Annotated in this window: 21 protein-coding genes; 15 read left to right on the top strand and 6 right to left on the bottom strand. The window is 46.8% G+C overall.

From position 1 onward, the window contains the following. Positions 1–79 precede the first annotated feature (79 nt). Positions 80–1,231 (top strand): response regulator, encoded by a 1,152-nt coding sequence (locus ACEN8J_RS19980; RefSeq protein WP_495593886.1) that lies wholly within the window; start codon positions 80–82, stop codon positions 1,229–1,231. 141 nt (positions 1,232–1,372) lie between these two features. Here the strand turns inward: ACEN8J_RS19980 and rpoN are convergent, their stop codons facing one another. Continuing rightward, the gene (gene rpoN / locus ACEN8J_RS19975; RefSeq protein WP_340884172.1) at positions 1,373–2,689 is read right to left on the bottom strand and encodes an RNA polymerase factor sigma-54; all 1,317 of its coding nucleotides are present in this window, start codon (positions 2,687–2,689) and stop codon (positions 1,373–1,375) included. Positions 2,690–2,943: 254 nt separating this feature from the next. Between rpoN and ACEN8J_RS19970 the strand changes: the two genes are divergently transcribed. From ACEN8J_RS19970 to manZ, 5 genes are all read left to right on the top strand, one after another. Continuing rightward, positions 2,944–5,736 (top strand): sigma-54-dependent transcriptional regulator, encoded by a 2,793-nt coding sequence (locus ACEN8J_RS19970; protein ID WP_069010772.1) that lies wholly within the window; start codon positions 2,944–2,946, stop codon positions 5,734–5,736. A gap of 199 nt (positions 5,737–5,935) precedes the next feature. Continuing rightward, complete coding sequence (locus tag ACEN8J_RS19965) at positions 5,936–6,355, top strand: PTS sugar transporter subunit IIA (protein WP_013369099.1); 420 nt, start codon at positions 5,936–5,938, stop codon at positions 6,353–6,355. 2 nt (positions 6,356–6,357) lie between these two features. Beyond that, complete coding sequence (locus ACEN8J_RS19960; RefSeq protein WP_013369100.1) at positions 6,358–6,846, top strand: mannose/fructose/sorbose PTS transporter subunit IIB; 489 nt, start codon at positions 6,358–6,360, stop codon at positions 6,844–6,846. A gap of 31 nt (positions 6,847–6,877) precedes the next feature. Beyond that, positions 6,878–7,648: a PTS mannose/fructose/sorbose transporter subunit IIC gene (locus ACEN8J_RS19955; protein WP_318627655.1), complete on the top strand. Its 771-nt coding sequence runs from the start codon at positions 6,878–6,880 to the stop codon at positions 7,646–7,648. Positions 7,649–7,659: 11 nt separating this feature from the next. Beyond that, positions 7,660–8,502, top strand: a complete 843-nt coding sequence (manZ, locus tag ACEN8J_RS19950) for a PTS mannose transporter subunit IID (protein WP_275041127.1) — start codon at positions 7,660–7,662, stop codon at positions 8,500–8,502. 734 nt (positions 8,503–9,236) lie between these two features. On the opposite strand, the gene ACEN8J_RS19945 is transcribed toward manZ, so the two are convergent. Beyond that, a complete protein-coding gene (locus ACEN8J_RS19945; protein ID WP_495593884.1) occupies positions 9,237–11,039 on the bottom strand; it encodes an alpha-glycosidase in 1,803 nt (600 codons plus the stop codon). Between the two features lie 151 nt (positions 11,040–11,190). Between ACEN8J_RS19945 and ACEN8J_RS19940 the strand changes: the two genes are divergently transcribed. The 5 genes from ACEN8J_RS19940 to ACEN8J_RS19920 are packed head-to-tail and all read left to right on the top strand — an operon-like array spanning position 11,191 to position 15,713. Then, positions 11,191–11,865 carry a response regulator transcription factor gene (locus ACEN8J_RS19940; RefSeq protein ID WP_029514713.1) on the top strand — a complete coding sequence of 225 codons (675 nt, stop codon included), beginning with the start codon at positions 11,191–11,193 and terminating at the stop codon, positions 11,863–11,865. Further along, complete coding sequence (locus ACEN8J_RS19935; RefSeq protein WP_029514714.1) at positions 11,865–13,295, top strand: sensor histidine kinase; 1,431 nt, start codon at positions 11,865–11,867, stop codon at positions 13,293–13,295. Before ACEN8J_RS19940 ends, ACEN8J_RS19935 begins: the two co-directional genes overlap by 1 nt. Before the next feature lie 59 nt (positions 13,296–13,354). Then, a complete protein-coding gene (locus ACEN8J_RS19930) occupies positions 13,355–14,272 on the top strand; it encodes an ABC transporter ATP-binding protein (RefSeq protein ID WP_069010774.1) in 918 nt (305 codons plus the stop codon). Then, positions 14,269–14,985 carry an ABC transporter permease gene (locus ACEN8J_RS19925; protein WP_029514716.1) on the top strand — a complete coding sequence of 239 codons (717 nt, stop codon included), beginning with the start codon at positions 14,269–14,271 and terminating at the stop codon, positions 14,983–14,985. Before ACEN8J_RS19930 ends, ACEN8J_RS19925 begins: the two co-directional genes overlap by 4 nt. Further along, the gene (locus tag ACEN8J_RS19920; RefSeq protein WP_069010775.1) at positions 14,985–15,713 is read left to right on the top strand and encodes an ABC transporter permease; all 729 of its coding nucleotides are present in this window, start codon (positions 14,985–14,987) and stop codon (positions 15,711–15,713) included. The genes ACEN8J_RS19925 and ACEN8J_RS19920 overlap by 1 nt, the downstream gene beginning before the upstream one ends. Before the next feature lie 71 nt (positions 15,714–15,784). Here ACEN8J_RS19920 and ACEN8J_RS19915 read toward each other — a convergent pair whose 3' ends face one another. Next, positions 15,785–16,741 carry an L-lactate dehydrogenase gene (locus ACEN8J_RS19915; protein WP_029514718.1) on the bottom strand — a complete coding sequence of 319 codons (957 nt, stop codon included), beginning with the start codon at positions 16,739–16,741 and terminating at the stop codon, positions 15,785–15,787. A 534-nt stretch (positions 16,742–17,275) separates the two neighbouring features. On the opposite strand from ACEN8J_RS19915, the gene ACEN8J_RS19910 reads away from it, so the two are divergent. The 3 genes from ACEN8J_RS19910 (at position 17,276) to ACEN8J_RS19900 (ending at position 19,069) form a co-directional block, all read left to right on the top strand. Continuing rightward, positions 17,276–18,097: a MerR family transcriptional regulator gene (locus tag ACEN8J_RS19910; RefSeq protein WP_029514719.1), complete on the top strand. Its 822-nt coding sequence runs from the start codon at positions 17,276–17,278 to the stop codon at positions 18,095–18,097. 139 nt (positions 18,098–18,236) lie between these two features. Continuing rightward, positions 18,237–18,803 carry an RNA 2'-phosphotransferase gene (locus tag ACEN8J_RS19905; protein ID WP_029514720.1) on the top strand — a complete coding sequence of 189 codons (567 nt, stop codon included), beginning with the start codon at positions 18,237–18,239 and terminating at the stop codon, positions 18,801–18,803. A 146-nt stretch (positions 18,804–18,949) separates the two neighbouring features. Further along, positions 18,950–19,069 carry a hypothetical protein gene (locus ACEN8J_RS19900; RefSeq protein WP_013369112.1) on the top strand — a complete coding sequence of 40 codons (120 nt, stop codon included), beginning with the start codon at positions 18,950–18,952 and terminating at the stop codon, positions 19,067–19,069. 162 nt (positions 19,070–19,231) lie between these two features. Here ACEN8J_RS19900 and gntK read toward each other — a convergent pair whose 3' ends face one another. The 3 genes from gntK to ACEN8J_RS19885 form a co-directional block, all read right to left on the bottom strand. Then, positions 19,232–20,779, bottom strand: coding sequence for a gluconokinase (gene gntK / locus ACEN8J_RS19895; RefSeq protein ID WP_459759837.1), 1,548 nt, complete (start codon positions 20,777–20,779; stop codon positions 19,232–19,234). Between the two features lie 41 nt (positions 20,780–20,820). Then, on the bottom strand, positions 20,821–22,182 hold the full coding sequence (locus ACEN8J_RS19890) for a GntP family permease (RefSeq protein WP_495593883.1): 1,362 nt from the start codon (positions 22,180–22,182) through the stop codon (positions 20,821–20,823). A gap of 131 nt (positions 22,183–22,313) precedes the next feature. Beyond that, positions 22,314–23,012: a GntR family transcriptional regulator gene (locus ACEN8J_RS19885; protein WP_165147990.1), complete on the bottom strand. Its 699-nt coding sequence runs from the start codon at positions 23,010–23,012 to the stop codon at positions 22,314–22,316. Between the two features lie 193 nt (positions 23,013–23,205). On the opposite strand from ACEN8J_RS19885, the gene map reads away from it, so the two are divergent. Next, positions 23,206–23,952 carry a type I methionyl aminopeptidase gene (gene map, locus ACEN8J_RS19880; protein WP_013308498.1) on the top strand — a complete coding sequence of 249 codons (747 nt, stop codon included), beginning with the start codon at positions 23,206–23,208 and terminating at the stop codon, positions 23,950–23,952. Positions 23,953–24,599 lie beyond the last annotated feature (647 nt).

The following is a 24,599-nucleotide window of genomic DNA, read 5'->3' as shown; positions in this document are numbered from 1 at the left end:
ATTCGTAAGGATAAAGCAGATAGCATGTAGATAGAGCATCATGATGGATGGTTGCAGCAGGAAGGGAGCACGGACACAAATGAAGGCGATTTTGATTGATGATGAGAGGTCGGCATTAACCTACTTGGAACGGTTGCTGGAGGCGGACGGACGGTTAACGGTAATGGGGAAATATACGTCTGCACAAGCGGGGCTGGATCATCTGGCGTCAGAACGTGCGGATATTGTTTTTATAGATATCGGAATGCCAGAGATGAACGGTCTGGAGGCCGCCGAGTGGATTCAACAGCTGGATTCCCATATTCATATCGTCTTTGTGACCGCGTACTCGGAATATGCTATTGAAGCGTTCGAGCTGCAAGCACTGGATTACTTGTTAAAGCCTGTTCATGCCCGGCGGCTATCCAAAACGATAGATCGGATTGCAGCCACGCTGGCTGATTCCCGTTCTTCCAGCAAGGGAATTGCGGGAGAGCAATCCCCCAAGGTACGTTGTTTTCAAAAACTTGAAATTTTGGAGGTTGGACAGGAAGCAGTAGGAGCGAAACCACTCAAATGGCGCACATTAAAGTCACAGGAGCTATTTTCCTTTTTACTACACCATGAAGGGGAATGGGTGAGCAAAGAACAATTGCTGGATGCGCTGTGGCCTGAATATCATTTGGACAAGGCTGTTGTTCACCTGCACACGTCCATTTATCAAATTCGCAAGGCGTTGAAAGAACGGATGCAAGATACGAAGCTGGAATACAATCTGGATCGCTACCGCTTGAACCGCAATGGCTGGATTACAGATGTGGAGCTCTTCGAGCGGGGAATATCCGAATGGGCTGCATCCGGTAGCGGCGGTACGCCGCGTATTGATAGCCTGTTGGCTCTATACCGTGGCAACTACCTGGAGGAGCACGATTACCCGTGGGCGTATGCAAAAAGGGAGAAGCTGCGCAGTATGTATCTGGCATGTGCTTCTGAGCTGGCGAGAGAAGAGCTTCGCTCAGGTCGTACCCGGCAGTCTGTTCAGCGCTTGCTCAGCCTACAGCAGCGGGAGCCGTACTCAGACGATATCTGCAGTCTGCTGCTGACCGCCTATGCCCAACTGGGCGATTATACCGCTGCGCAAAAGCATTATGAAAGCTTCGCCAATATACTGGAAGATGAGTTGGGTATTGAACCGCAGCAGGTGACGCATCAGTTATACGTGCAATTAAAAACACAGACGCTACCTGCGTAAACGGCTGTACTGGCTCAGGTCGTATGAATAGGCCAACCGGAGATTACTGGTTGGCCTATTCTATTGGAGATTCTACGAGGGAGGCAGCCGGGAGAATGTGATAGCGCTGCTTTTTAGTTTTCACAACCGTTTGCTGAAGCTTTAATACACTTTTCTCCTGGCGGAGGATAAATACCCCAATTCTTCACGGTATTTGGCTACCGTTCTGCGTGACAGCTCTAGTCCTTCCTTTGCCATCCGCTCTGTGATTGCCTGATCTGAAAATGGTTTTTGCTTCTCTTCACTGTCGATGATCTGCTTTATCCGCATTTTTGCGCTCTCTGATGAAGTAGCATCCCCGTCTTTCGATCCTAGGGCGGAGGTGAAGAAATATTTGAGTTCAAACAATCCACGGGGCGTCTGCATGTATTTATTACTGACCGCCCGGCTGATCGTGGATTCATGCAGGCCGGTTATTCCAGCAATCTCCTTTTGGGTCATCGATTTCAGATGATAAACGCCATGCTCAAAAAATTCCCGTTGCCTATCAACAATAGCCTGGGCCACACGCATCAGGGTCAGGCGGCGCTGCTCAAGGCTATGAATAAGCCATAATGCTGTATTCATCTTCTCACGAAGAAATCGTTTCTCTTCCTCCATCGCCGGCTTTCGAAGCATACTTTGGTAAAAAGGATTAATCCCGACGCGTGGGACTGTGATATCATTAACTGTCACAACGTAGTCGTTTTTGGATTTCTCCACTGAGATATCTGCTATATGATACTGGCGTTCATATGGAGCAAATGCCGCTCCCGGACAAGGATTCAGCTTGCGTATCTGATCGATCATTTGTTGTACCATGTGAATGTCGATCCCTAGAGCATCCGCGATTTTTTGTATGCGGTTACATGAAAGATTGACCATGTGATGTCGCACGATTTCTTCCAGGTAAACATCATCATTCCCGGCATATCGCAGCTGCAAAAGAAGACATTCCTCCAGACTGCGGGCAGCGATTCCTGCCGGTTCAAAGCCTTGGATCAGGGCAAGTATATTTTCAACCTCATCGGTGGGGACGTCAAGTATTCCGGCAGCTGTATTTACATCCAGCTCAAGGTAGCCTTTTTCATTTAAATTCCCAATTAGAAACATGCCAATCATCTGTTGTAGTTTGGATAGCCCGCGGACCATCCCAAGCTGCGCTTTGAGATGTCTATATAAATTATCTGCGGGATTAGAGACAAAGTCCAGAAGGTCTACCGGATTATCATTTTTTCGTAGCGAATATTCTTCTTCTGTGTTGATTCTTTCGATGGACATATCGATCTCTGCCAAGTCAATGATCGGATTTTCATTTGCTTGCTCATGAAGATATGACATCAGATCGACCGAAGAATATTGAAGAATCGTGATGGCTTGTCGTAATTCTGGAGTCATAGCCAGCCTGAATGTTTGCTCTTGCTGTAATCCGTAGCGCATTATTTTATCTCAGCTCCTTACTGGGAAACAAAAATAACTTTTTATGCAGCTTATTCGTGAAGCTTATGCAATTATACTGCCAACCTTTGATCTTGGAAAAGAAGTGAATGGAATGGGCTGAATTTGAGTTTTGGATAGATTCAATAAAAAGGGTATCAGATTAATGATTAACTTGTCAGTTTATTTTCTTGTAGAGGATTATTTCTTTTTTTATATACTAATTAAATAAGAACTAGTCAGCATGGGGGAATACCGTGAAACGAATTGATGAGATCTTAGAGTATATTGCCAATGGGACAAAGAAACTGTCGGTAGAGGCCTTGCAGGACGGCGGTGGAATTACGGCTGCGGAAATAGCCGATCAACAGAATATGTTAAGAAATAATGTAAGCAAGGAGCTTAATAGCCTACTTCGCGCCGACTTGATTATTAAAATCAAGGGGAGACCCGTCAAGTTTTTGCACAAGCAGGTGATCGAGGAGACCTTTCGGGTTCAGCTTAAAGAGAAACAAATCCAAGTCAACAGTATTCATGAAATATTGCTGCCTGGAGAGCAAGTGGATCCGTTTCACGCCTTAATTGGTTTCATGGGGAGTATGAGGAACCAGGTTGAGCAGGGAAAAGCGGCAATATTATACCCGCCGAAGGGCCTACATACGCTGATTGTGGGACAGACTGGCGTTGGAAAAACAATGTTCGCTAGGTTGATGTATAATTATGGGAAATATATGAAGCGCTTTTCAGAGCAAGCACCGTTTATCGTATTTAACTGCGCTGATTATTACAATAACCCTCAGCTGCTACTTTCCCACATTTTTGGTCATGTAAAAGGAGCATTTACCGGGGCTGATCGGGAGAAAGAGGGACTGGTCGAGAAAGCGGATGGGGGCATTCTGTTTTTGGATGAGATTCATCGGCTGCCCCCAGAAGGCCAAGAAATGATATTTTATTTCATGGACACGAACAGTTACAACAAATTGGGCGAGTCGGAGCGCAAGCGGGAAGCGAATGTGCTGCTCATCGGCGCTACGACCGAAGACCCCGGTTCTTCCATGCTGAAAACCTTTATCAGACGGATACCGATTACGATCAACATTCCTTCCTTGCAAGAGCGAACTGTTGAAGAGAGGTTTTTGATCCTGAAGCATCTCTTTGCAAACGAAGCCCATCGTGTGAACAAGCCTATTAGGGTTGAATTGGAAACTGTAAAAGCACTGATTGGCAGCGTAACCTATGGAAATATCGGTCAGTTGAAATCGAACATTCAGCTTGTGTGTGCCAAAGGATTTTTGAACAGCATACATGAAAATAAGGAAGAGATTGAACTTGATTTTAAAATTTTGCCCGGAAATATCAAGGAAGGTCTATTTAATATGGGGAAGAACCGCAAGGAGATTGCCGAAATGGAGATGGTCAACTCCTCGCTGTATATTACTCCTGAAGGCAGCAAAGGAATGGATGAAGTAGACGCTTTTGAACTGCCGTTCAACTTGTACAAATTGATTGAAGACAAGATAGGGATGCTCAAAGAAGAAGGACTCGACGACAGTTTTATCAATAAGTTTATTACTACAGATGTCAATATTCACATCAAAAGCTTCTATAACCGATTTTATAACATCAAAGGGGGAAGGGAACGGATCCTTAAGATCGTAGGCAGAAATATCCTAGAGTTCGCTGAACAGGTGCAAGAGATGGCTCAAAAAGAATTGAACAGAAATTACAGCGACAGGTTTGTTTATGCCTTCAGTCTTCATTTAAGTGCTTTTTTAAAGCGAATCCGGGAGAAAAAATATGTCAGTAAACAAATCTATGAACCGATGAATGATCAGGATGAAGAATACAGACTGGCACTCATTATCAAGGATTTGATCGAGTCCAAGTTTGAAGTCAGCGTACCCGATGCCGAGACCACCTATGTGGCGATTCTTCTGAAATCGGTAGAAGAGGAGCACCAGGGAAATGTGGGAATCATCGTAGCTGCACATGGCAACAGTACGGCAAGCAGTGTCGTTAGCGTTGTCGACAGCCTGCTGGGGAGCTCAAATATTTGCGCAGTAGACATGCCTTTGGATGTTAGCCCCAGAGAAATCCTGGAAGTTATTGTGGAAAAAGTGAAGGACATTGACAATGGCAGAGGCGTATTGCTGCTGGTTGATATGGGCTCCTTGCTCAATCTTGAAGCAACCATTATGGAACGTGTCGGGATTAAGGTGAAGACTATCGATATGGTTTCAACCCCGCTTGTGTTGGAGGCTGTGCGAAAGGCCAGTATTTTTGATATGAATATAGAGGAAATTTATCAATCTTTGAAGGATTTTCGTGGATATAACACTGGAAATGCTGGAGTGAAAGCGGAAAAGACCAGTAATAAGGTAATCGTGACGGTCTGTTCCTCCGGCAAAGGTGCCGCCGCCAAGCTAAAGGAGTTTGTAGAGAAGGTTGTTTATGACTTAACCGAAGAGAAAATAGTTGTTGTACCGGCAAAGGTCAGGGAATTGGATAAAGTGGTGAAGGATTTACGGGCCAAGCATACGCTTCTTGCGGTGATTGGGGTTAAGCGGCCAAGCGAGCTCAATGTACCGTTTATCCCTTTGGAAAAACTGATCGAGGCAAGCGGTGAACAGGCATTAAGAGAATTGTTGCTCAACAATCAGTTGCCTGTTATGCATGAACACGGAAGCGTGATCGTAAGAGATCTATGTGAGGATACGCTAAAGGAGTTTATGACTTATTTGAATCCTCACAAAATTTTGGGGATTTTGATGAAATTTATCGAGCAGCTGGAACAGGAACTGGAGGCTGATTTCCATTATGCAAAGAAGGTTCAGCTTGCTGTTCATACGGCTCATGCGCTGGAACGAATGGTCATTGGAGAAGGGCTAGTGTATCAGGAGGATGTATCCTTGCTTGACCAACGATTAATCGATGTGGTGAACCGTTCCTGCAATATATTTGCCTCCAGTATTAACATTAAGCTGACTAATGATGAAAAATATTATATTTGCGAAATCCTAAGCGAAGTATATAACTGTATCCCCAAGTAGTGGCGCAAGTGTATAAAACGATGCTGGATGTGTATTAATCATGCGGATAAGGATAATAAGTAGTTGGTGAGAAAAGGCCAAATTCCCGGAGCAGCCGAGGGTTTGGTCTTTTTTTTGATAGTTAATCGCATCATACAGAATCTTGGCATGAGACTTGCATATAAGTATAGGCGAAGGATGCAAGGAGGGGGTGAAACAAATGATAGGTGTTATTGTTGGCACTCATGGAAAATTTTCTGAAGAGATCCTAAGATCCACGGAAATGATTTTTGGCCATCTGGAAAATGTGGTGGGTGTAACGTTTGAACCAGGTGAAAGTGTTAACGGACTTGTTGAGAAGTACAAAGCGGCCTTGGAAACAATTGATTGGACGGACGGATTGATTTTTCTCGTCGATTTGTTTGGTGGCAGTCCCTATAATGCGGCCAGTAGGATTGTGGCCAGGTATGAAAAAATGGACATTGTAACAGGGGTGAACCTGCCAATGATCGTAGACCTGCTGACTAATAGAGGGCTGGAGAACGTGGAGAATCTAAGTGATCTGGCCATCCGTGCGGGTCAGGATTCAATGAAGTCTTTTCGTGTCATCCGGGACATACAAACAGAGGAGGAATTATAGGTATGGAAATATCATTTGTTCGTATTGATGACCGTCTAATTCATGGTCAGGTGGCTACTGTGTGGGTGAAGGAAACGAAGTGTAACAAAATTATCGCCGTCAGCAATGAGGTCGCTGCGGATACGCTGCGCAAAACCTTATTGTTACAAGTGGCACCGCCGGGGATTAAAGCTTATGTTGTCACGATTGCGAAAGCGATTGAAGCTTATAACAATCCTAAATATAACGATTTCAAGACCTTGTTCCTGTTTACCAATCCCACGGATGTACTGCGGGTTGTAGAAGGTGGGGTACCGTTTACATCGGTAAATGTAGGTGGAATGTGCTTCAAAGAAGGCAAAACACAAATTACCGGAGCAGTGTCCGTAGACAAGCAGGATGTAGAGGCATTTTATAAATTGCACGAAAAGGGGATAGAACTGGAGATTAGAAAAGTGGCCAGTGATCCTAAAATTAATTTGATTAACAAGCTCCAAAATGTCCAGTTTTAACAACACGTACGCATAAGAGAGGGGGTCAAACATGAGTGTTTTTGAAATCGTAATGGTCACGCTGGTTGCAGCCATTTGCGGAATGGGCAGTGTTTTGGATGAAGGACAGACTCATCGTCCTATAGTTGCGTGTACACTGATCGGTCTGGTCCTGGGAGATCTCAAAACCGGTATTATTCTAGGCGGTACGCTGGAATTGTTGGCTTTGGGCTGGATGAATGTCGGAGCGTCCATGGCTCCGGATGCGGCTTTGGCCAGTGTAGTCTCAACCATATTGGTTATTGTCGGGCACCAATCGATCGGTGCGGGAATTGCCGTTGCGATTCCGATTGCGGCTGGCGGACAAGTGTTAACTATCTTTGTTAGAACGATTACCGTGTTCTTTCAGCATCTGGCAGATAAATATGCCGAATCTTCAAATTTCAAAGGAATTGAATTATGTCACTTCATAGCCCTCCTTCTTCAGGGATTACGTGTCGCTTTGCCTGCCGTATTGGTGGCTATTGCAGCAGAAACCGGTCTAGTTACGACTTTGCTGGATGCCATCCCGGAGGTCATTACAAAAGGGCTGCAAATTGCAGGGGGATTCATCGTCGTTGTAGGATATGCCATGGTTATTAACATGATGGCAGCCAAATATCTGATGCCTTTCTTTTTCTTGGGCTTTGTCATCGCGGCATTTACAAGCATCAATCTGGTTGGCTTTGGAATCATGGGAGCGGTTCTGGCTCTGCTGTATATCCAGCTCAATCCTAAATATAGCCAGCTCAAAGATCAAGTGGGTGAAATTGAAGAGCTCTAAAGAAATTCTTAATGAAAGAGTGGGGTACTATGGAAGAAAAAAAGTTGACCAAAAGCGATTTAAACAAAATGTTTTTCCGTTCATGGTTCCTGCTGGGCTCGTTTAACTTTGAGCGTATGCAGTCGATTGGTTTTTGTGTCACCTTGATTCCGGCAATCAAGCGGTTATACAGCAAGAAGGAAGACCAAAAAGAAGCACTAAAGCGGCATTTGGAGTTTTTTAATACTCAACCGTTTATCTCTGCACCGATTATGGGGGTAACGGCCGCTATGGAGGAGCAGAAAGCCAATGGCCAGCCGATTGATAATGCTACCATAAGTGGTGTGAAAGTTGGCTTAATGGGACCTTTGGCTGGAGTAGGAGACCCTATTTTCTGGGGAACATTACGCCCCGTTCTGGCTGCATTAGGAGCTTCCATTGCGTTGTCCGGAAGCGTTATCGGGCCTGTCCTATTTTTCTTGCTTTTTAATGTTATTCGCCTGGCCACTAAGTGGTACGGACTGAAATACGGCTACAAAAAAGGGACGGAGATTGTGTCCGACATGTCCGGAAACCGACTGCAAAAGCTTACGGAATCGGCCTCCATCCTGGGACTATTTGTTATGGGCGCCCTCGTATCCAAATGGACTACTCTGAATATACCACTCGAAGTATCCCGATATACCCGTTCGGATGGAGTAGAGGTTGTTACGACGATACAGATGATTCTGGATCAATTGATACCTGGTCTGTTACCTCTCTTGCTGACTTTTTTATGCATGAGACTGCTCAAAAAGAAAGTAAATGCTATAGCTCTGATTTTTGCTTTATTCGCAATAGGAATTATTGGATACGCTCTTGGTGTATTGGCTTAAGCCAATTTGTAAAGTGATCCGGTCAAGCAGCCGTCTCTGACCGGCAACCTGCCGCTTAACTTGTAAACGCTTTAAATTTTACGGATTAAAATATTCAATTATCTACAAGCGAATCTGCTAGCGTTCAACGATAGTCATGAAAGGCTGCTGGCTTGTTGATAGCTGATATAAGCAATGATTCTATATCATTAATCATTACAGGCTCAATGATGGTTTTAAAGCCACATTGAGCCTGTAAAAGCAGGTTCCGCTCTTTTGCTGTTAGTATGTTCGTTGCAATTTCTTGGAGGAGCTTGCCAGCTCGGGTACTAATAGCCTCTTTTCTCTATGATCTGATATTCGCCGAGACCTGTTTTCTTCAGCGGCATATGCATATAGCATATCTCTCCACAGTTAGGTCATATTGAGAGGTTTATGAAGCCATGAAGACTTAAGGAGGCCACTGCATTGGGAAAAAGGAGACGAACTGGCTTTAAGGGCAAAAGAATTAGGGTGGACGTTAGACAATCTTCTTCAGCTCAAACAGGGCAAGGCGGCAATCCCATTTCTATCAATGCTTCAGACGTTGGGGTAGTAAGAACAGATGTTAAAAACAAATAATCGACTTGGATAGAAGCTCATATTTAACGTAAAAAGACCACCAGGAACAAGTTAACTATCTTGTTACTGGTGGTCTTGCTTTTTTTTTTGCCGTATTCGGCAGGTACTTTCATCAGCATCCGCGTCTACATAGCCTATGCCTTGCTTTGCGTCTTGTTGTCGACTTCTTTTGCAGAGTTGATTGATCGCACAGGCGTTGCCTTCAGCACAGCATATCCGTAAGGAGGAAGCTCGGCATGCAGTCCCTTCGGTCCTACGGACCACTGGCTTTCGCCAAAGGCTAATTGCCATTCCTGCTCAGGAATGTCCAATTCAAAAACGTGATCCTCATCGGAACGATTGAGCAGCACGAGCAGCACTTCTTCCTCGCTGCGGCGCTCGTAGGCAAGTGAGGCACCCTCCGGCTGTGCCTCCAGGAAAGTGATGCTTCCTTGGTCACGGAGGACCGGGTGCCCCTTACGAAGCGCAATCAGCTCGCGGTAAAAGTCGAACAGCTCGTGGTCCTGCTTATCGGCATCCCACTCCATGCACTGGCGGCAGCCTGGATCGGCATCTCCATCCAGGCCGATCTCATCGCCGTAAAAAATGCAGGGTGCGCCCATATACGTGAACTGGAACAAAGCAGCCAGCCGCATCAGTCGCTTGTCGCCCCCGCACAGCGTCAGTAGGCGCGGTGTATCATGGCTATCCAGCAGATTGAAAGCAACCTCGGATGCTTGCTGTGGATAGCGGGCCAGCTGTCGTCCGATGGCGTAGGCAAAGCTTTGGGCATCGGTCACTTTTTTGACGAAAAAATCATTCACCGCGTAGGTGAACGGATAATTCATCGTTGCATCGAATTGGTCCCCCTGAAGCCATTCAGACGATTCATTCCACATTTCACCCAAAATGTACGCATCCGGATTGGCCTGCTTGACCGTAGTGCGGAATTCCCGCCAAAAGGCGTGGTCCACCTCGTCTGCCACATCCAACCGCCAACCATCGATGCCGATTTCTTCGATCCAGTGCTTTGCCACATCCAGCAGGTACTTTTTTACCTCAGGATGTTCGGTGTTCAGCTTGGGCATCATCGGTTCCAGCCCGAATGTATCGTACGTCGGTATGCCATCCACCACTTTCAGGGGAAAGCTATGTACATGGAACCAGTCCTTGTAAGGCGAGGCTTCGCCTTTTTCCTGGACGTCGACGAACGGTTTAAAAGTACGCCCTGAATGGTTGAACACCGCATCAAGCAGTACCCGAATTCCTCGATCGTGGCAGGCATCGACCAGTTTTTTCAATGTCTTTTTGTCCCCGAAATGTGGGTCCACCTCCATATAATCCTCTGTATCATATTTATGATTGGTCGTCGCCTTGAAGACAGGAGTCATATATATGGCGTTAATTCCCAGCTCGTTCAGGTGGTCTAGGTGATCCAGAATCCCCTGTAGATCGCCACCGAAAAAATTGTCTCTTTGTGGGGTTCCACCCCATGTCTCTGCACCTTCTGGGCTGATGGAGGGGTCACCGTTCGCAAATCGTTCCGGGAAAATCTGATAAAATACCGCATCCTTCACCCATGCAGGTGGCTTCAGAATATCAATCGGGTTCAAGAACGGATATTGGAACAGTTTATCTGCATTTTCGGGTTCTTGGGTAGTAAAGTCGTCCTCGTTCATCCAAATACGTTCCTCACCGTCTTCTAGCAAAAATCCATATTTCAGCCGACGGTGAGTAGGTTTTATACTGCACTCATAGTAATCAAACCTGCCATCAGTAGCGAATTTGGACATCGGGACAAGCTGTTGGGTGCGGTCCCAATCGTATTTATCTCCGGTGAGAGCATGAACGGTGTTCAGGTCATTTTTCTTCGCACGTAGCCGTAGAAATATCGTTTCATCATTATAACCAAAAGCCCAATTGCGTTTCGGGTGATGGTATATAGCTTCCAGCAGCATCGGGTAGGCCTCCTTTTTTCATAAGCATTCAAATTTGAAAATGTGAAGCGTATGTCGTATAAGATAGTTATTAACCTTTTTAAGTGGGTTATGTACCATAAATGCTATAATGCCCATTACATAAAAGAAAAACGATAAGTAGGTGCTCATGATGAAAACAAATGTGTTATACATCGAAGATGACCAGGATATCGGTGCTTGGACGCATCAGTATTTGGAAGAGCGGAATTACGCTGTAGTATGGCTTCGCAGCGGGGATGGGGCTGTGGAGGCAGCCCGTACGTGCCAACTCGTGATTTTGGATGTGATGTTACCTGGTCTGGATGGATTCACCATAGGGAAACGGCTCAAGAAAGAGTACCCGGAGCTTCCCATTCTCATGTTGTCTGCTCGTACCTCCATAGACGATAAACTGCAAGGACTGGATTTCGCCGACGATTATGTAACCAAGCCCTTTCACCCGGACGAGCTCATAGCACGTATGGAGATTTTGCTGCGCCGATCAGGAACCGTGCCTGAAGAATCCTTACAACTGGGGCATCTCTCTGTGTTCTCTCCTGATAACCGTATTGTGAACCGTGATACCGGGGAGGAAATTACACTGACAGGCAAGCAATATCACATTTTTGCTTATTTACTGCGGCATTTGGGCCAGATTATGACGAAAGAGCAAATGTATGAAGCGGTATGGGGAGATCCATATATCGACGGAGACAAAACTTTAATGGTTCACATCCGACACCTGCGCGAAAAGCTGGAGATTGATCCTGCGACACCTCGCATCATTGAGACGATCCGTGGTGTAGGATATCGGGTGAAAGCATAATGAACAGGACGCGCAAGGGTTGGAGGAGGTTGCATCCCAGCTCTAAGCCGGATCAGGGAGGTCGGTTTCGCAGTTCACTGTTGTTCCGTTATCTGGTCATCATTGTGGTTGCTATGATGCTGTTGCCCATTGTGTTGCCTGCTACAGCCTTGATATATAGCGTGTTATTCAATTGGGGTGCGGGGTCCAAGCCTAAAAACGCTTACTATCCCTCTGCTACCCATACCGAAAATAGCTGGCATCGCGAAGCTGTAGCCTTGAAGGGAGCCACACCAGAGCAAATCTCAGTCCATCTGCGCAAAATACAACAAGATATGTTCCCTAAATCCCAAATATTTTGGGTGGATACCGCAGGGTTAACTAGGTTGGAGTTACCGACCCAACCTAACCTGCCAAAACAATGGAACGCTGCGCAGGCTATAGCTTTTATGAAGCAAGCAAGCTATGAGGGGCCGTTTACGGTAGTAGCCTTTATTGGCGGGGGCAAGAATGATGTAAATCAGGGCTATATGGTATTAAAAGTGCCTCGTTCGTTCTTTGAACAGCCACCTACTGATAGTAGTATGTTGATGTACTATTTCTTTTTTATTGTATTGATTTTGGGCGCTTTTATATCCGTATCTCTTCTGTTTTTTGGAGACATTCGGCGTAGACTGTTGCAGCTTCAGGCCGCCATGTCGCAGCGAGGAGAGGACGGCTTGCCTATTCTTGTTGCCACTGGACGCCCGGATGAAATCGGCAAGCTGGAAGAAGCATTTAATCAGATGGTCGAGCAGTTGGCAGAGAGTCGGGGACGTGAGCGTCAGGAGGAAGAGCTACGGAAGAGACTGGTCGCGGATCTGTCACACGATATTCGGACGCCGCTTACGGTCGTGCGTAGCCATCTGTATACACTAGATGGTGAAAATCTCAGCAGCAGAGGGAAACAGTCGATTACACTAATGGAAAACAAGCTAAAGGACCTTGGGAGTCTGATCGACAACTTGCTGACCTATAATCTCCTATCCAGTGGCAAATACACCATGAATAACACACCGCGTGATATCCTGCGGCTAGTGCGGGAGTGTGTAGCCAGCTGGTATCCGGTGTGGGAGAAGGAGGGCTTTGAAGTGGATATCGACCTGCCTGAGCATAGTATGGTGTGGAATGTCGATGAGCAAGGCTTCCGTCGTCTGCTGGACAATCTCTTTCAAAATGTAGTTCGCCATGCTGCCTCAGGCCGATATATTGGTGTTCAAGTCCAGAAGGATAATGGGACAGAGGCATTGGTTATCACAGATAAAGGGCCTGGTATGGAGCAACAGTCCAGTGAAAAAGGAGCCGGGATTGGGTTGGCGATTACAGAACTGCTGGCTCGCGAAATGAATTTGGAGAGGGAGATTTTCAGTTCATCAGCCGGGACCCGAATCCGTTTTTTAAACAAAACTTAAACTCAGAGTTCCCTTGGCTTTAAACTTGGCACGTTACGATAGGTGTCGAGGTGAGGAACTTGAACGAATACATTATTGAAACGAACAGTCTCAGCAAAATATACAAAGGCCGCGCGGCGGTTAATCAGCTGGACCTGAAAATAGCTCGGGGAGATATTTACGGATTTCTGGGTCCAAATGGAGCAGGGAAAACGACAACGATCCGCATGCTGCTTGGACTTATTCGCCCAACTCGAGGAACGATCCGTATATTCGGCAAAGATATTCGCAGACATAAGCTTGATATTTTGCGTAAAGTCGGCTCGTTGGTGGAGTATCCTTCGTATTATGGTCATTTGAACGCCATTGAAAATCTGGAGGCCATTCGCCGTATTTTGAATGTACCCAAGCAAAACATTGCGGAAGTGTTAGAGGTCGTCCGACTGACCAAGCATGCCAAACGTCCAGTCAAAGGCTACTCGCTGGGTATGAAGCAGAGACTTGGTATTGCAGCAGCCCTGCTTGGGAATCCAGAAGTGCTCATTTTGGATGAGCCTACGAATGGTTTGGACCCGGAGGGTATTCAGGAAATGCGCACATTGATTCAGGCGATGCCCAAGCAACGGGGGATCACCGTACTGGTGTCCAGCCATCTGTTGAGCGAGGTAGAGCATATGGCGAATACCGTAGGTATTATTCGTGAAGGAGAGCTGGTCTTCCAAAACACGATTCATAATCTCCGTCAGGAATCCGCGGGCGGAATTCGGATCGTCGTGTCGGAACCGGAAGCAGCCCAATTGATTGCGCGTGAGCAGGGCTACCATTCGGTGAAGGACGGATCGGCGCTGGAGTTCGAGAACATGAATGATGCGGCTGTTGCGCTGCTGGTCAGAAGATTGGTCGAAAATACGCATGCCGTATACCGTGTGGAGGAACGCCGCAAATCGCTGGAGGATATGTTCATGCAGGTGGTGGGCAAAGGAGGGGCTTCCTTATGATGCTGCGAGCACTCACGGCGGATCTGCTCAAAGCACGCAGAAAGGGAATCTGGTTCTTGGTGTTCCTCGGTCCCCTTGGGCTGGTGGCCATGCAGGCGCTCAACTTTGGACTTCGATATGACTATCTGATTCCGCGTAACAAGGGTCATCTGTGGGAAGTTTTGATGGATAACATCGCTCTTTTTGTACCCCTTGCGCTGGTGCTAGGAGCTACTATGGTGGCTTCCATGTTGGCGAATGTGGAGCATACATCTAACTCATGGAAGCAGTTGCTGGCCTTGCCGATTTCCAAATTCAGCGTCTATATGGCCAAGCTGACGTTGGCGATTGGGATGCTGTGTGTGTCCTGTCTACTCCTGACGGTAGGGACTTGGGTGTTGGGAATGATCCTTGGCTTCGGGGGAGAACCTGCACCCGTAGGAGAACTGCTACGACTCGGGTTTTGGCCCTTGGGCGGCACGCTGCCTATGCTCGTATTATTGTTGTGGTTAACAGTCACATTCCATAATCAAGCGCTACCTGTAACACTGGGCATTACGTTAGGCATTGGCAGCTTGTTTGCTTCACAGCTGTCCGAATGGTTTCCATTGGCCTGGCCTCAATTCGCCTGGGTTGCACCTCAAGCGTGGATGTTTGCGTCCGTCGGGTGCGGAACGGGTATGCTTCTCAGCCTGCTGACAGCGGCCCATTTTAGCCGAAAGGATGTGGCGTAATGTTCGGAGGATATGCACGGTTACTTTCTGTTGAACGGTTGAAAATGGCGAAATCGCCCGTCTGGCTGCTCGCGCTCGTCAGCCCGGCGATTGCCGTCCTGATTGGTTTGCTGGCGAATCCGGGAGGGAACTGGCTGTTGCTGTTGTCAGCCATGCTTACAGTTCATGCGCTGCTGTTCCTGCCGATGCTGACGGCCGTGTTTGGGTCTCTGGTCTGCCGTTTCGAGCATGGGGGCGGCGGCTGGAAGCAGCTGATGTCATTGCCATTGTCCCGCACCAGTCTGTACGCAGCTAAGCTGACTATCATTATGGCCTTGGTCGGATTGACCCAGCTACTGTTCGGGGGAGCGTTGCTGAGTGTTGGAGCTGTGCAGGGGATGAACGGACCGATTCCTTGGGCTGTGATCGCTCAAAGTCTGCTCGCAGGCTGGGTGGCCTGCCTGCCGCTGGCTGCGTTGCAGTTGATGGTATCCTTCTTGTGGTCCAGCTTTGCCGCACCGCTTGCGTTGAATTTTGTGTTCACCGTGCCGAATATTCTGGTCGCCAATTCTCAAACCTACGGTCCGTACTATCCATGGACACAGCCTTTATTGGCGATGATGCCGAGTGGAAGAGACAACTTTGGGGCGTTCATGGTGCCAACTGATACACTATTGACGGTTATAATGGGCAGCTTTGTCGTATTTACGTTGGCGGGACTGACGGTATTTCGTTATAAAGAGATATAGGGCGAAATACGGGGATTGCAAAAACTCCTTATCCTCAATGAGGGTAAGGAGTTTTTTTCTGTGCTATTGGTTTACACTAAGTCTGAAATGGCACGGATATTATTGCTGATAAAGTGGCAAGAGGCGTCGAACTTCGCTTGTTCCTCTGGACTTAGTTCCAACTCGATGACCTCTTGAATTCCTCCGCTGCCGATAATCGCTGGAACGCCCGTGCAGACATCGGTGTGCCCGTACTCGCCGTCCAATACAGCAGAGACCGCTATAATTTTACCATCATCATTTAAAATGGAACGGGTAATGTATGCCAGAGCATTGGCAATACCAAAATAAGTGGCGCCTTTGCGGGTGAAGATTTCCCAGCCTGCATCCCTGGTTTTACGGGCAATGTCGTCCAGATCGACGTGGCTGAATCGTTCCTTATGCTGCCGTAAAATGTGTAAAAGCGGCTTACCGCCAATCGTTACGTGTGACCAGGCAACGAATTGGGATTCGCCATGCTCGCCAAGAGCATATCCTTGTACGCTGCGCGGATCTATGGAAAACACCTCAGAAAGCAACGTCTTGAGCCGGGACGAGTCGATAGAGGTGCCCGTGCCGATCACCTTGTTGCGCGGCAGACCGGATATACTTTGTACCATATACGTTACAATGTCGACAGGATTAGCGGCAATGACGAATATACCGTCGAAGCCACCCTCCATAATCGCTGTTACAATCTCTCTGGTGATAAGCACTGCGTCGTCCAGTACAGACAGGCGGTCTTGACCTGGTCTAGGGTTGGCTCCAGCCGTTATAATCACCACGTCCATATCCGTGCAGTCTGCATACGTGCCTGCACGTACCTTAGTGCGTGTGGACGTAAACTCCATACAATGGGACAGATCCAGTGCATGGGCCAAAGCCCGATCATACGTGCGGTCAATCATCATGATTTCATCACAAATGGACTGATTAACCATTGAGTAGGCACAGCTCGAACCGACCATTCCCGCGCCGACAATAGCTACTTTCCTTGCCTTCCCCTTCATCTATGTTGCCTCCTCGTTCCAGCGAACGTTAATATGCTACAAATTATGCCTGAAATCCATTTTACGTTACATAACATAACATATTGCTGATCTTTTGAAAATATCCATTTTTTTGTCTCCATTCCGGAAAATTAAAAATGAACTGTGAAAGAGGTGTCTTTCTGCGATTAATTGTAGAATCAACGTAAATTATCAATACTTTTACTGGAAGGTAGGAGATTGCATTTCAATTTATATTTAAGGTGACCGCTGTATAAATTATAACATGAACTATGTTGATGGAAGGAATAGTGCCATAGGAATTATAAAAGTATGACATTTATGTGACGCTCTTTAAAGAGTCTTTAGTGTACATAGAACGAAGTATTCTCTGCAATGTCGTTTCTTGTATTTCTACAAAGATTCCGTTATGACAAAGGTTCTTAGCAGTCTGCAATATTAGAACATTTTTGCCAAAGGGTTTCCAATGGATTTCGCGAATTCTACATATACAAGCTTATTTCTTTCCATACCATCCGGGGAGGTAATGATTAAATGGAAGAAATCAAATCGACGACGGAAGCAGCAAAACAGTTGGGAATCGGGGCGAGTACCCTTCGTAAATATGCAGCGGCGCTGGAGGAGCAGGGGTATGTGTTTCAGCGTTCCGCGAATCAATCAAGAATGTTCAGTGCTGAGGATGTTGAGTGCTTGAAGGTGATGCGGAGGGCGTTGCGTGAGCAGCATATGACGATGGAGCAGGCGGTTCAGGTGGTGCTTGAGAGAGTGACCGCTCCCTTTCCAATGGAGGATGAGGAATTCCGCTTGCCACCCATCTCGGATGCTGAGTCACTGACCGCAACCTGGGAAGAAATAATGGCGGCGGCTGAAGGCAGGGAAGAGACGGTCATGCAGGCTCAAGTCGCTGCTACGGTTGAACTGACAGAGTTACAGGATGAAATGAATGCTCAGACACTGTCAGAAGAACCCATGCAGCTACAGTTGCAGGAAGAGTTCCAGACTTTGGCATCAACTATTGAGTATAGATTGAAGCAAGCGCCTGTATCTGTACAAACACAGGAGTCCGTAGAGCCACAAGAACTGGCGCAGATGCAGGACATGGTGCAAAACGCTTTGTTGGAAATGCGGAGCCGTTTGGAGGAACTGGAAGCAGAGCACAGCCGTTTGGTGGAAAAGAATATCAACTTGTCTAACCAACTGGAGGATCAAAAACGCTGGATGAAAGAAAAGATCGACGAGGAACGGGATCGGCAGTTAATTACGAATTTGCGTACCTACCAGGGCAGACAACGAAAATCGCGCAGTTCGTTGTTGTCCTGGCTTGGTCTGACACCACGCAGACGCAGAGAGGCATAACTAGCATCTTTTCTGATAAAGACCATCAGACCTTCCCGGTTCTGATGGTCTTTTAGCGTATAAAGAAGAAATAAGAGGAATCCTTAATTTTATGTAGAAATATCTTTTGATCTACTATATTAAAGGAAGGAGAAATTCAATGAAGAAACAAAAGGAAGATATGAAGCTAAGTAAAATAATGAGCAAAATGCTGCGACACAAACCCGAGGAATCCGGGCTAAAGTTAGACATTACAGACGGCTCTTGTACTGTGGAACACTTACTTCAAATCATTCAAAGCTTGCCAGGCTGGTCAGGTGTAAAGCAGACTGATATTGAGCGGATCGTGCGCAATTCAGATAAGCAGCGTTTTGAAATCCATAACGGTAGAATCAGAGCTAGATATGGACATAGCTATCAAAAGATAGAGTATACTCCCGGGAATCCACCAGATGTACTATACCATGGTACGAATAAGCAAGCATTGCCATTTATTATGGCGGATGGTTTAGATCCTGTTGGCAGAAAGTATGTACATTTATCTGAAAGCACTAACTTTGCAGCATTAGCAGGGAGCCGAAGAGGTGAATTGGTCATGCTCAAGGTAAACACGATTAAAGCAAGAGAAGAGGGAATCGCATTTTATTATGCAGGGCATGAGGTGTGGCTTGCTGAGTGGATTCCTTGGGACTTGTGCAGTATTGATGATGAAGAGAGCAACACTTGAGGGGTTCTATAATTTTGAGGTTAATACATAATGCTAGTCTCCAAAATAAACAGGCATTCGCCGTAAAAATGGGGGAATGCCCCCCTTACGCATTTGACCAGGTCTACATACAATGATCCTGTAAATGAGCGAAGGGAGTGTTGTAAATGAGTCATATGTGCGGAGTAGGCGGTATGGGTTGCGGCGTAGGCGCATGGACCTCTGTAGGAGCGATTCTGGTTCTGTTTATTTTGTTGGTGATCATCTCTAAAACCCTGTTTCTGTAATTTCGGTCTTGGCCGATTTCCTGTAAAATGCACGAATGCTGCTCTACGTGACGAAGGGCGCACAACAATAAAGCGAAGACCCTTGATGAGAAGGGTCTTCGCTTTACAAGTTTAAGGGCCTATGGCTTCGCTGCTGTAACTCCATTCGGTTTACCTTGTAACTCAAGACTGTAGGGACTTGGCTTGAAATTCCGCAATATCCTTGAATTCTTCTTCGAATTTACGTGAAATGCGAATATAAATCGGCAGTAAATCGCGATAAATATCCACGTGTTCTGCTACCGGTTTGTGCTGGTGAGTGGTACCAATCATACCAGACACAGCATCCAGCGAATCAATCCGTCCCAGTGCGTACAAGCCTAGAATAGCTGCACCCAGACATGAGCTTTCCAGACTTTCGGGAATAATGACTTCCTGATCAAATATATCTGCCATGAGCTGTCTCCATAGCTCCGAGCGTGCAAATCCACCCGTGGCGTGAATGACTGACGGTCTGTCGATGACTTCTTCCATGGCGAGCATGACGGTATACAAATTGAACAGCACACCCTCCAGAGCGGCGCGAATCATATGCTCTTTTTTGTGACGCAGGGACAGACCGAAGAAGGAGCCGCGAGCATTCGGGTCCCATAGGGGCGCACGTTCACCGGATAAGTACGGAAGAAAGAGCAGACCGTCGGAGCCAGGACGTACCTGTTCCGCAATTTGGGTCAGCACATGATATGGATCAAGTCCCAGTCGTTTGGCCGTTTCCACTTCGGAGGCTGCAAATTCATCCCGGATCCAGCGGAAGACTATACCTCCGTTGTTCACCGGGCCGCCGATGACCCACAGCTTTTCGGTCAAGGCGTAACAGAAAAAGCGCCCTTTGGCATCCGTGAGCGGCTTATCAACTACGGTGCGGATGGCTCCGCTGGTGCCGATGGTAACAGCGACAACTCCAGGCTTGATCGCATTCACACCGAGGTTGGACAAGACACCGTCGCTGGCCCCGATCACAAAAGGAGTCGTCTTCAGTAGGCCCATGTCATGTGCATAGGTCTCATCCAGCCCTTTGAGCACATGAGTTGTCGGCACCAGCTCGGATAGCTGCTCCTTCGTCACACCTGCAATATGCAGCGCTTCCTCGTCCCAGTCCAACTGCTGCAAATTCATGAGTCCGGTTGCAGAGGCAATCGAGTGGTCCACGACATATTGGTGGAATAACCGGGCAAAAACGTACTCCTTAATGGAAATGAATTTGTACGTCTGGGTCGCAACATCTGGTAAATCCCGTGTAATCCACATTAGTTTTGTGAGCGGTGACATAGGATGAATAGGCGTTCCGGTACGTAAGTAAATATCGTGTCCGTTGTATTCATGTTTGAGCGCTTCGGCCCATTTGGCGCTACGGTTATCTGCCCAAGTGATAGAGGCGGTCAGCGGTTTGCCGTTCTTATCCACTGCCAGTACGCTGTGCATGGCCGAACTGAAGGAGACGAACAGTACATGCTCAGCTGACACTCCGCTTTGTTTCATGACCTCTTGCACCGTCGTCACAACAGCTTTGAAAATATCTTCCGGATCTTGTTCTGCCGCATCCGGCTCAGGTGTATGGAGCGGATAGCCCACATGGTGCTGGGCGGCAATATTGCCGTTTTCTTCGAAAAGAACTGCTTTGGTACTGGTCGTACCGATATCGACGCCGATCATATATCGGGTGTCTGTCATATTCAATCTCCCCTTCACTTACCGTTATTAGCTCATTATCGTTAAGTTAACACACTCAGCAGCATAATCAAACCGAAAGCGACCAGGGAGAGGATGGTTTCCATAACGGTCCATGATTTTAGAGTCTGCGGAACCGTCATATTGAAAAATTCTTTAATCATCCAAAAACCGGCGTCATTCACATGAGACAAGATCAGCGACCCTGCTCCTGTAGCAAGGACGACCAGTTCGACATTCGCGCTGGGTGTAAGTGCCAGCACAGGTGCAACAATACCGGAGCCTGTCGTCATCGCGACTGTCGCTGACCCAGTGGCTACACGAATGAGCGCAGCGACCAGAAAAGCAAATACAATCACATTCATATGGGCTCCTGTAGCGACCGCTGCAATGGCCTGACCTACACCGCTGTTGATCAATACCGTTTTAAATGCACCACCGCTCCCGATAATTAAGATAATAGAGGCTGTTGGTGCCAGACATTCACTGGTAAAACGGGACAAGTCCTCTTTCTTTAGACCACGTGCATAGCCTAGCGAGAAAAAAGAAAACACGGCCGCAATCAGTAATGCCATAACCTCATCACCAATGAATTTGAAAAATACAGTGAGCGGATGTGTATTGGCCGGGTCTACAATTTCAGCGACTGATCTGCTAAGCATTAGAATAACAGGTAACAAAATGGTGAACAAAGTAATCCAAAAGGGAGGCAACGACCGCCCCGTCGTATTTCTGAACTGCTCGTCCAGCCTCTCGGAAGGTCTGACCATGATTCTTTTGCCAATCCAAGCGCCGAAGACCGGGCCTGCAATAATGGCGGATGGGATGCCCACGATGAGTGCATATCCTATCGTGCGTCCAATATTGGCGTTAAAGGCTTCAATCGCGATCATCGGAGCCGGGTGGGGTGGTAAAAGGCCGTGTACCGTCGATAGTCCTGCCAGCATTGGAATACCGATTTTCAGCAGAGACATGTTCATTTTACGGGCAACCGTGAACAGGATGGGAATTAATAAAATAATACCAACCTCAAAAAACACCGGAATTCCCACGATAAAGCCTACGATCATCATCGCCCAATGAACGCGTTTTTCACCAAAACGATCCATCAGTGTAGTCGCGATGCGTTCGGCGCCGCCGGATTCTGCCATCATTTTACCGAGCATTGTGCCTAAACCGATCACGATGGCGATGGAGCCGAGTGTACTGCCGAGCCCTTTGGTGATGGAGGCAGTAACTTCATGTCCAGACATCCCGTTAACCAGTCCGAGAAATACCGACGAAAGCAGCAGTGAAACGAAGGGATTCCATTTGAATTTAGCAATCAGCAAAATCAAAAGAATGACGGTAACTAGCGCCCATATGAGCAGGGACGCGTTATGGCTTAAGCCGAATAATGTGTTCATGAAGGTATGCCTCCTTATTCTTATATGTATAGCTAAATGTATACTTGTCGACAACTTCAATTAAAAGAGAGCCGCGCCAGCGAGAAACGCATAAAGCGCGGTACATCTGCTCTTTGTCACGCATATTGTGGCTAGGACGATGTCTTTCTTCTGTAGGGAGACAGGACGCTATCGTTAACCGCGTTGCGGGTATCTCGATAATGATCCTCAATAAATCCTGACAACTCCTGAGCATCCCCCTGATTTAAAGCGTTTGCAAAGGTTCGATGTTTGTGAATCGTGACTTGTGATTCTTCGATGTTGGACGCAAATCGTTGTTCTGTTGCAGCTAACATGACCGTCAGGATTAGCTGTCTCATGCCGTTCCAGGTATGAAGAATACGGGTATGGCCAGCTTCCAGAACCAGAGCTTCATGAAAATTAAAATCCTGAAGAGAAAATTCAACGACATCCCTGTACTTGAGAGCGACTTCCATTTTGTCAATCATCTGATTCAAAACAGTCACCAATGTGGCATTATCACTATGTACATACCTTTGTACAACAAAATGTTCAATCAGCATTCGCACATCGAATAGCTCCTCCATATCACCGGGTGTCATGCCGACGACAATCGCCCCCATGCGCTCCAAACGGATCAGTCCTTCGCCTGAGAGTGCCTTCAAGGCTTCACGCACCGGAGAACGACTGGTACCAAAATCGGCAGCAATCTGATTCTCAGATAGCACAGTGCCTGGTGTCTGAACGCCGCGTATAATCTGAAGCCGAAGTTCACAAGCAATCCTTTCCCCAAGCGATGCGCCCTGTAACCAGGTTGTTGGATATTTCATAGGATACTCCTATCTAGGAAATGATTTTGCATACTGGTATACAAGTTATGGAATATTATATACCCCGTTTAAGATCATTGTAAACGGTATCAGTTGACATCGGTTCCATTTCGCTGCTTTTAGCGTTACAATAGAAGCAGAAAAAAGAAGCAGTGAAAAGTGGAACGAACACGGAAAAGAAGGAGACCGTTTAATGATTATCATTAAAACCAAAGAACAAATTGAAAATATGAAAAAAGCTGGAGACATTTTGGCTGCTTGCCACCGGGAAATTGCCAAAATGATCAAGCCGGGCATTACGACACTGGAAATTGACGCCTTTGCGGAATCCTTTATGAAGAAGCATGGCGCAACACCGGAGCAAAAGGGCTATAACGGCTACCAGTTTGCAACTTGTGGCTCACCTAACGATGTGATTTGCCACGGCTTTCCGAATAAGACACCGTTGAAGGACGGGGACATCGTGACGATCGACATGGTTGTGAACCTGAATGGCTGGCTGGCAGATTCCGCTTGGTCGTATGCGGTGGGTAATGTGTCTGAGCAGGCGCAAAAGCTGCTGGATGTTACCAAGGAATCGCTGTATAAAGGGATTGAGCAAGCCGTTATCGGTAACCGGATCGGTGATATTTCCCATGCGATACAAACCTACGCGGAAGCGGAAGGCTTCTCGGTCGTACGCGAATTTATTGGGCACGGTATCGGAGAAGAGATGCATGAGCAACCGCAGGTTCCACATTACGGACCTCCACACCGTGGACCACGCTTAAAAGAGGGTATGGTCATTACAATTGAGCCGATGCTCAACACAGGCACATACCGCAGTAAAATTGATGCGGACGGCTGGACCGCACGCACGTTGGACGGCGGCTTGTCTGCGCAATACGAGCATACGCTGGCCATTACAGCAGAGGGTCCGATCATTTTGACCCAGCAATAATAAAAGCAGGCATCCACCGCAAGCATACAGACTACCGTGGTGAATGGTCTGGACATATTACAGAAAAGGGGCTGTCCAGAGGACAGTCCCTTTTGCTACGTGCATTCTATAAAGGTCCAGTACAAAAAAATTGCTGCGGCGGGTGAAGAACCTGAGCTTTTAGCCCGGAACATTCGTGCCTTACTGCGGGGAATAATGGTTTCACCTCCAAAAACCGATTTTGGCCAAAAGGCGAATATCGGTTTTTTTCATTTCATGAGTGCCAGGCCACCATTTTAACGAAATATACACTATGCCATCAGAGTGATCAGCTTAGTTCTGGACGCTAGGATACGCTAAGTGTGTGATTATGAATCTTCTATATAGTACAAAAATAACAATAATTTGAAAACAAATTCATAAGAATGAAATGAAAAAATTTCCTTTATTACACATTTAGTCCCTACCACATTTTGCAGAAATTGTTTGTTCATTGTTATATGAATTATTTTTTTGCTCTAATAGAACTATTTCAACTTTTTTCCTTGATGTCGATGTAATTGAGGATCACAAAAACGTATTCCTTTAGGAAGATGGAGATCCACTCGCTAAAACGAAAAACATGTAGGTTGCGAGTCAGATTGTCCTAGGGGAATATCGGTCACATC

It is taken from the genome of Paenibacillus sp. Paensp38 (assembly GCF_059491915.1).
This window is presented reverse-complemented; position numbering and strand designations above follow the sequence as displayed.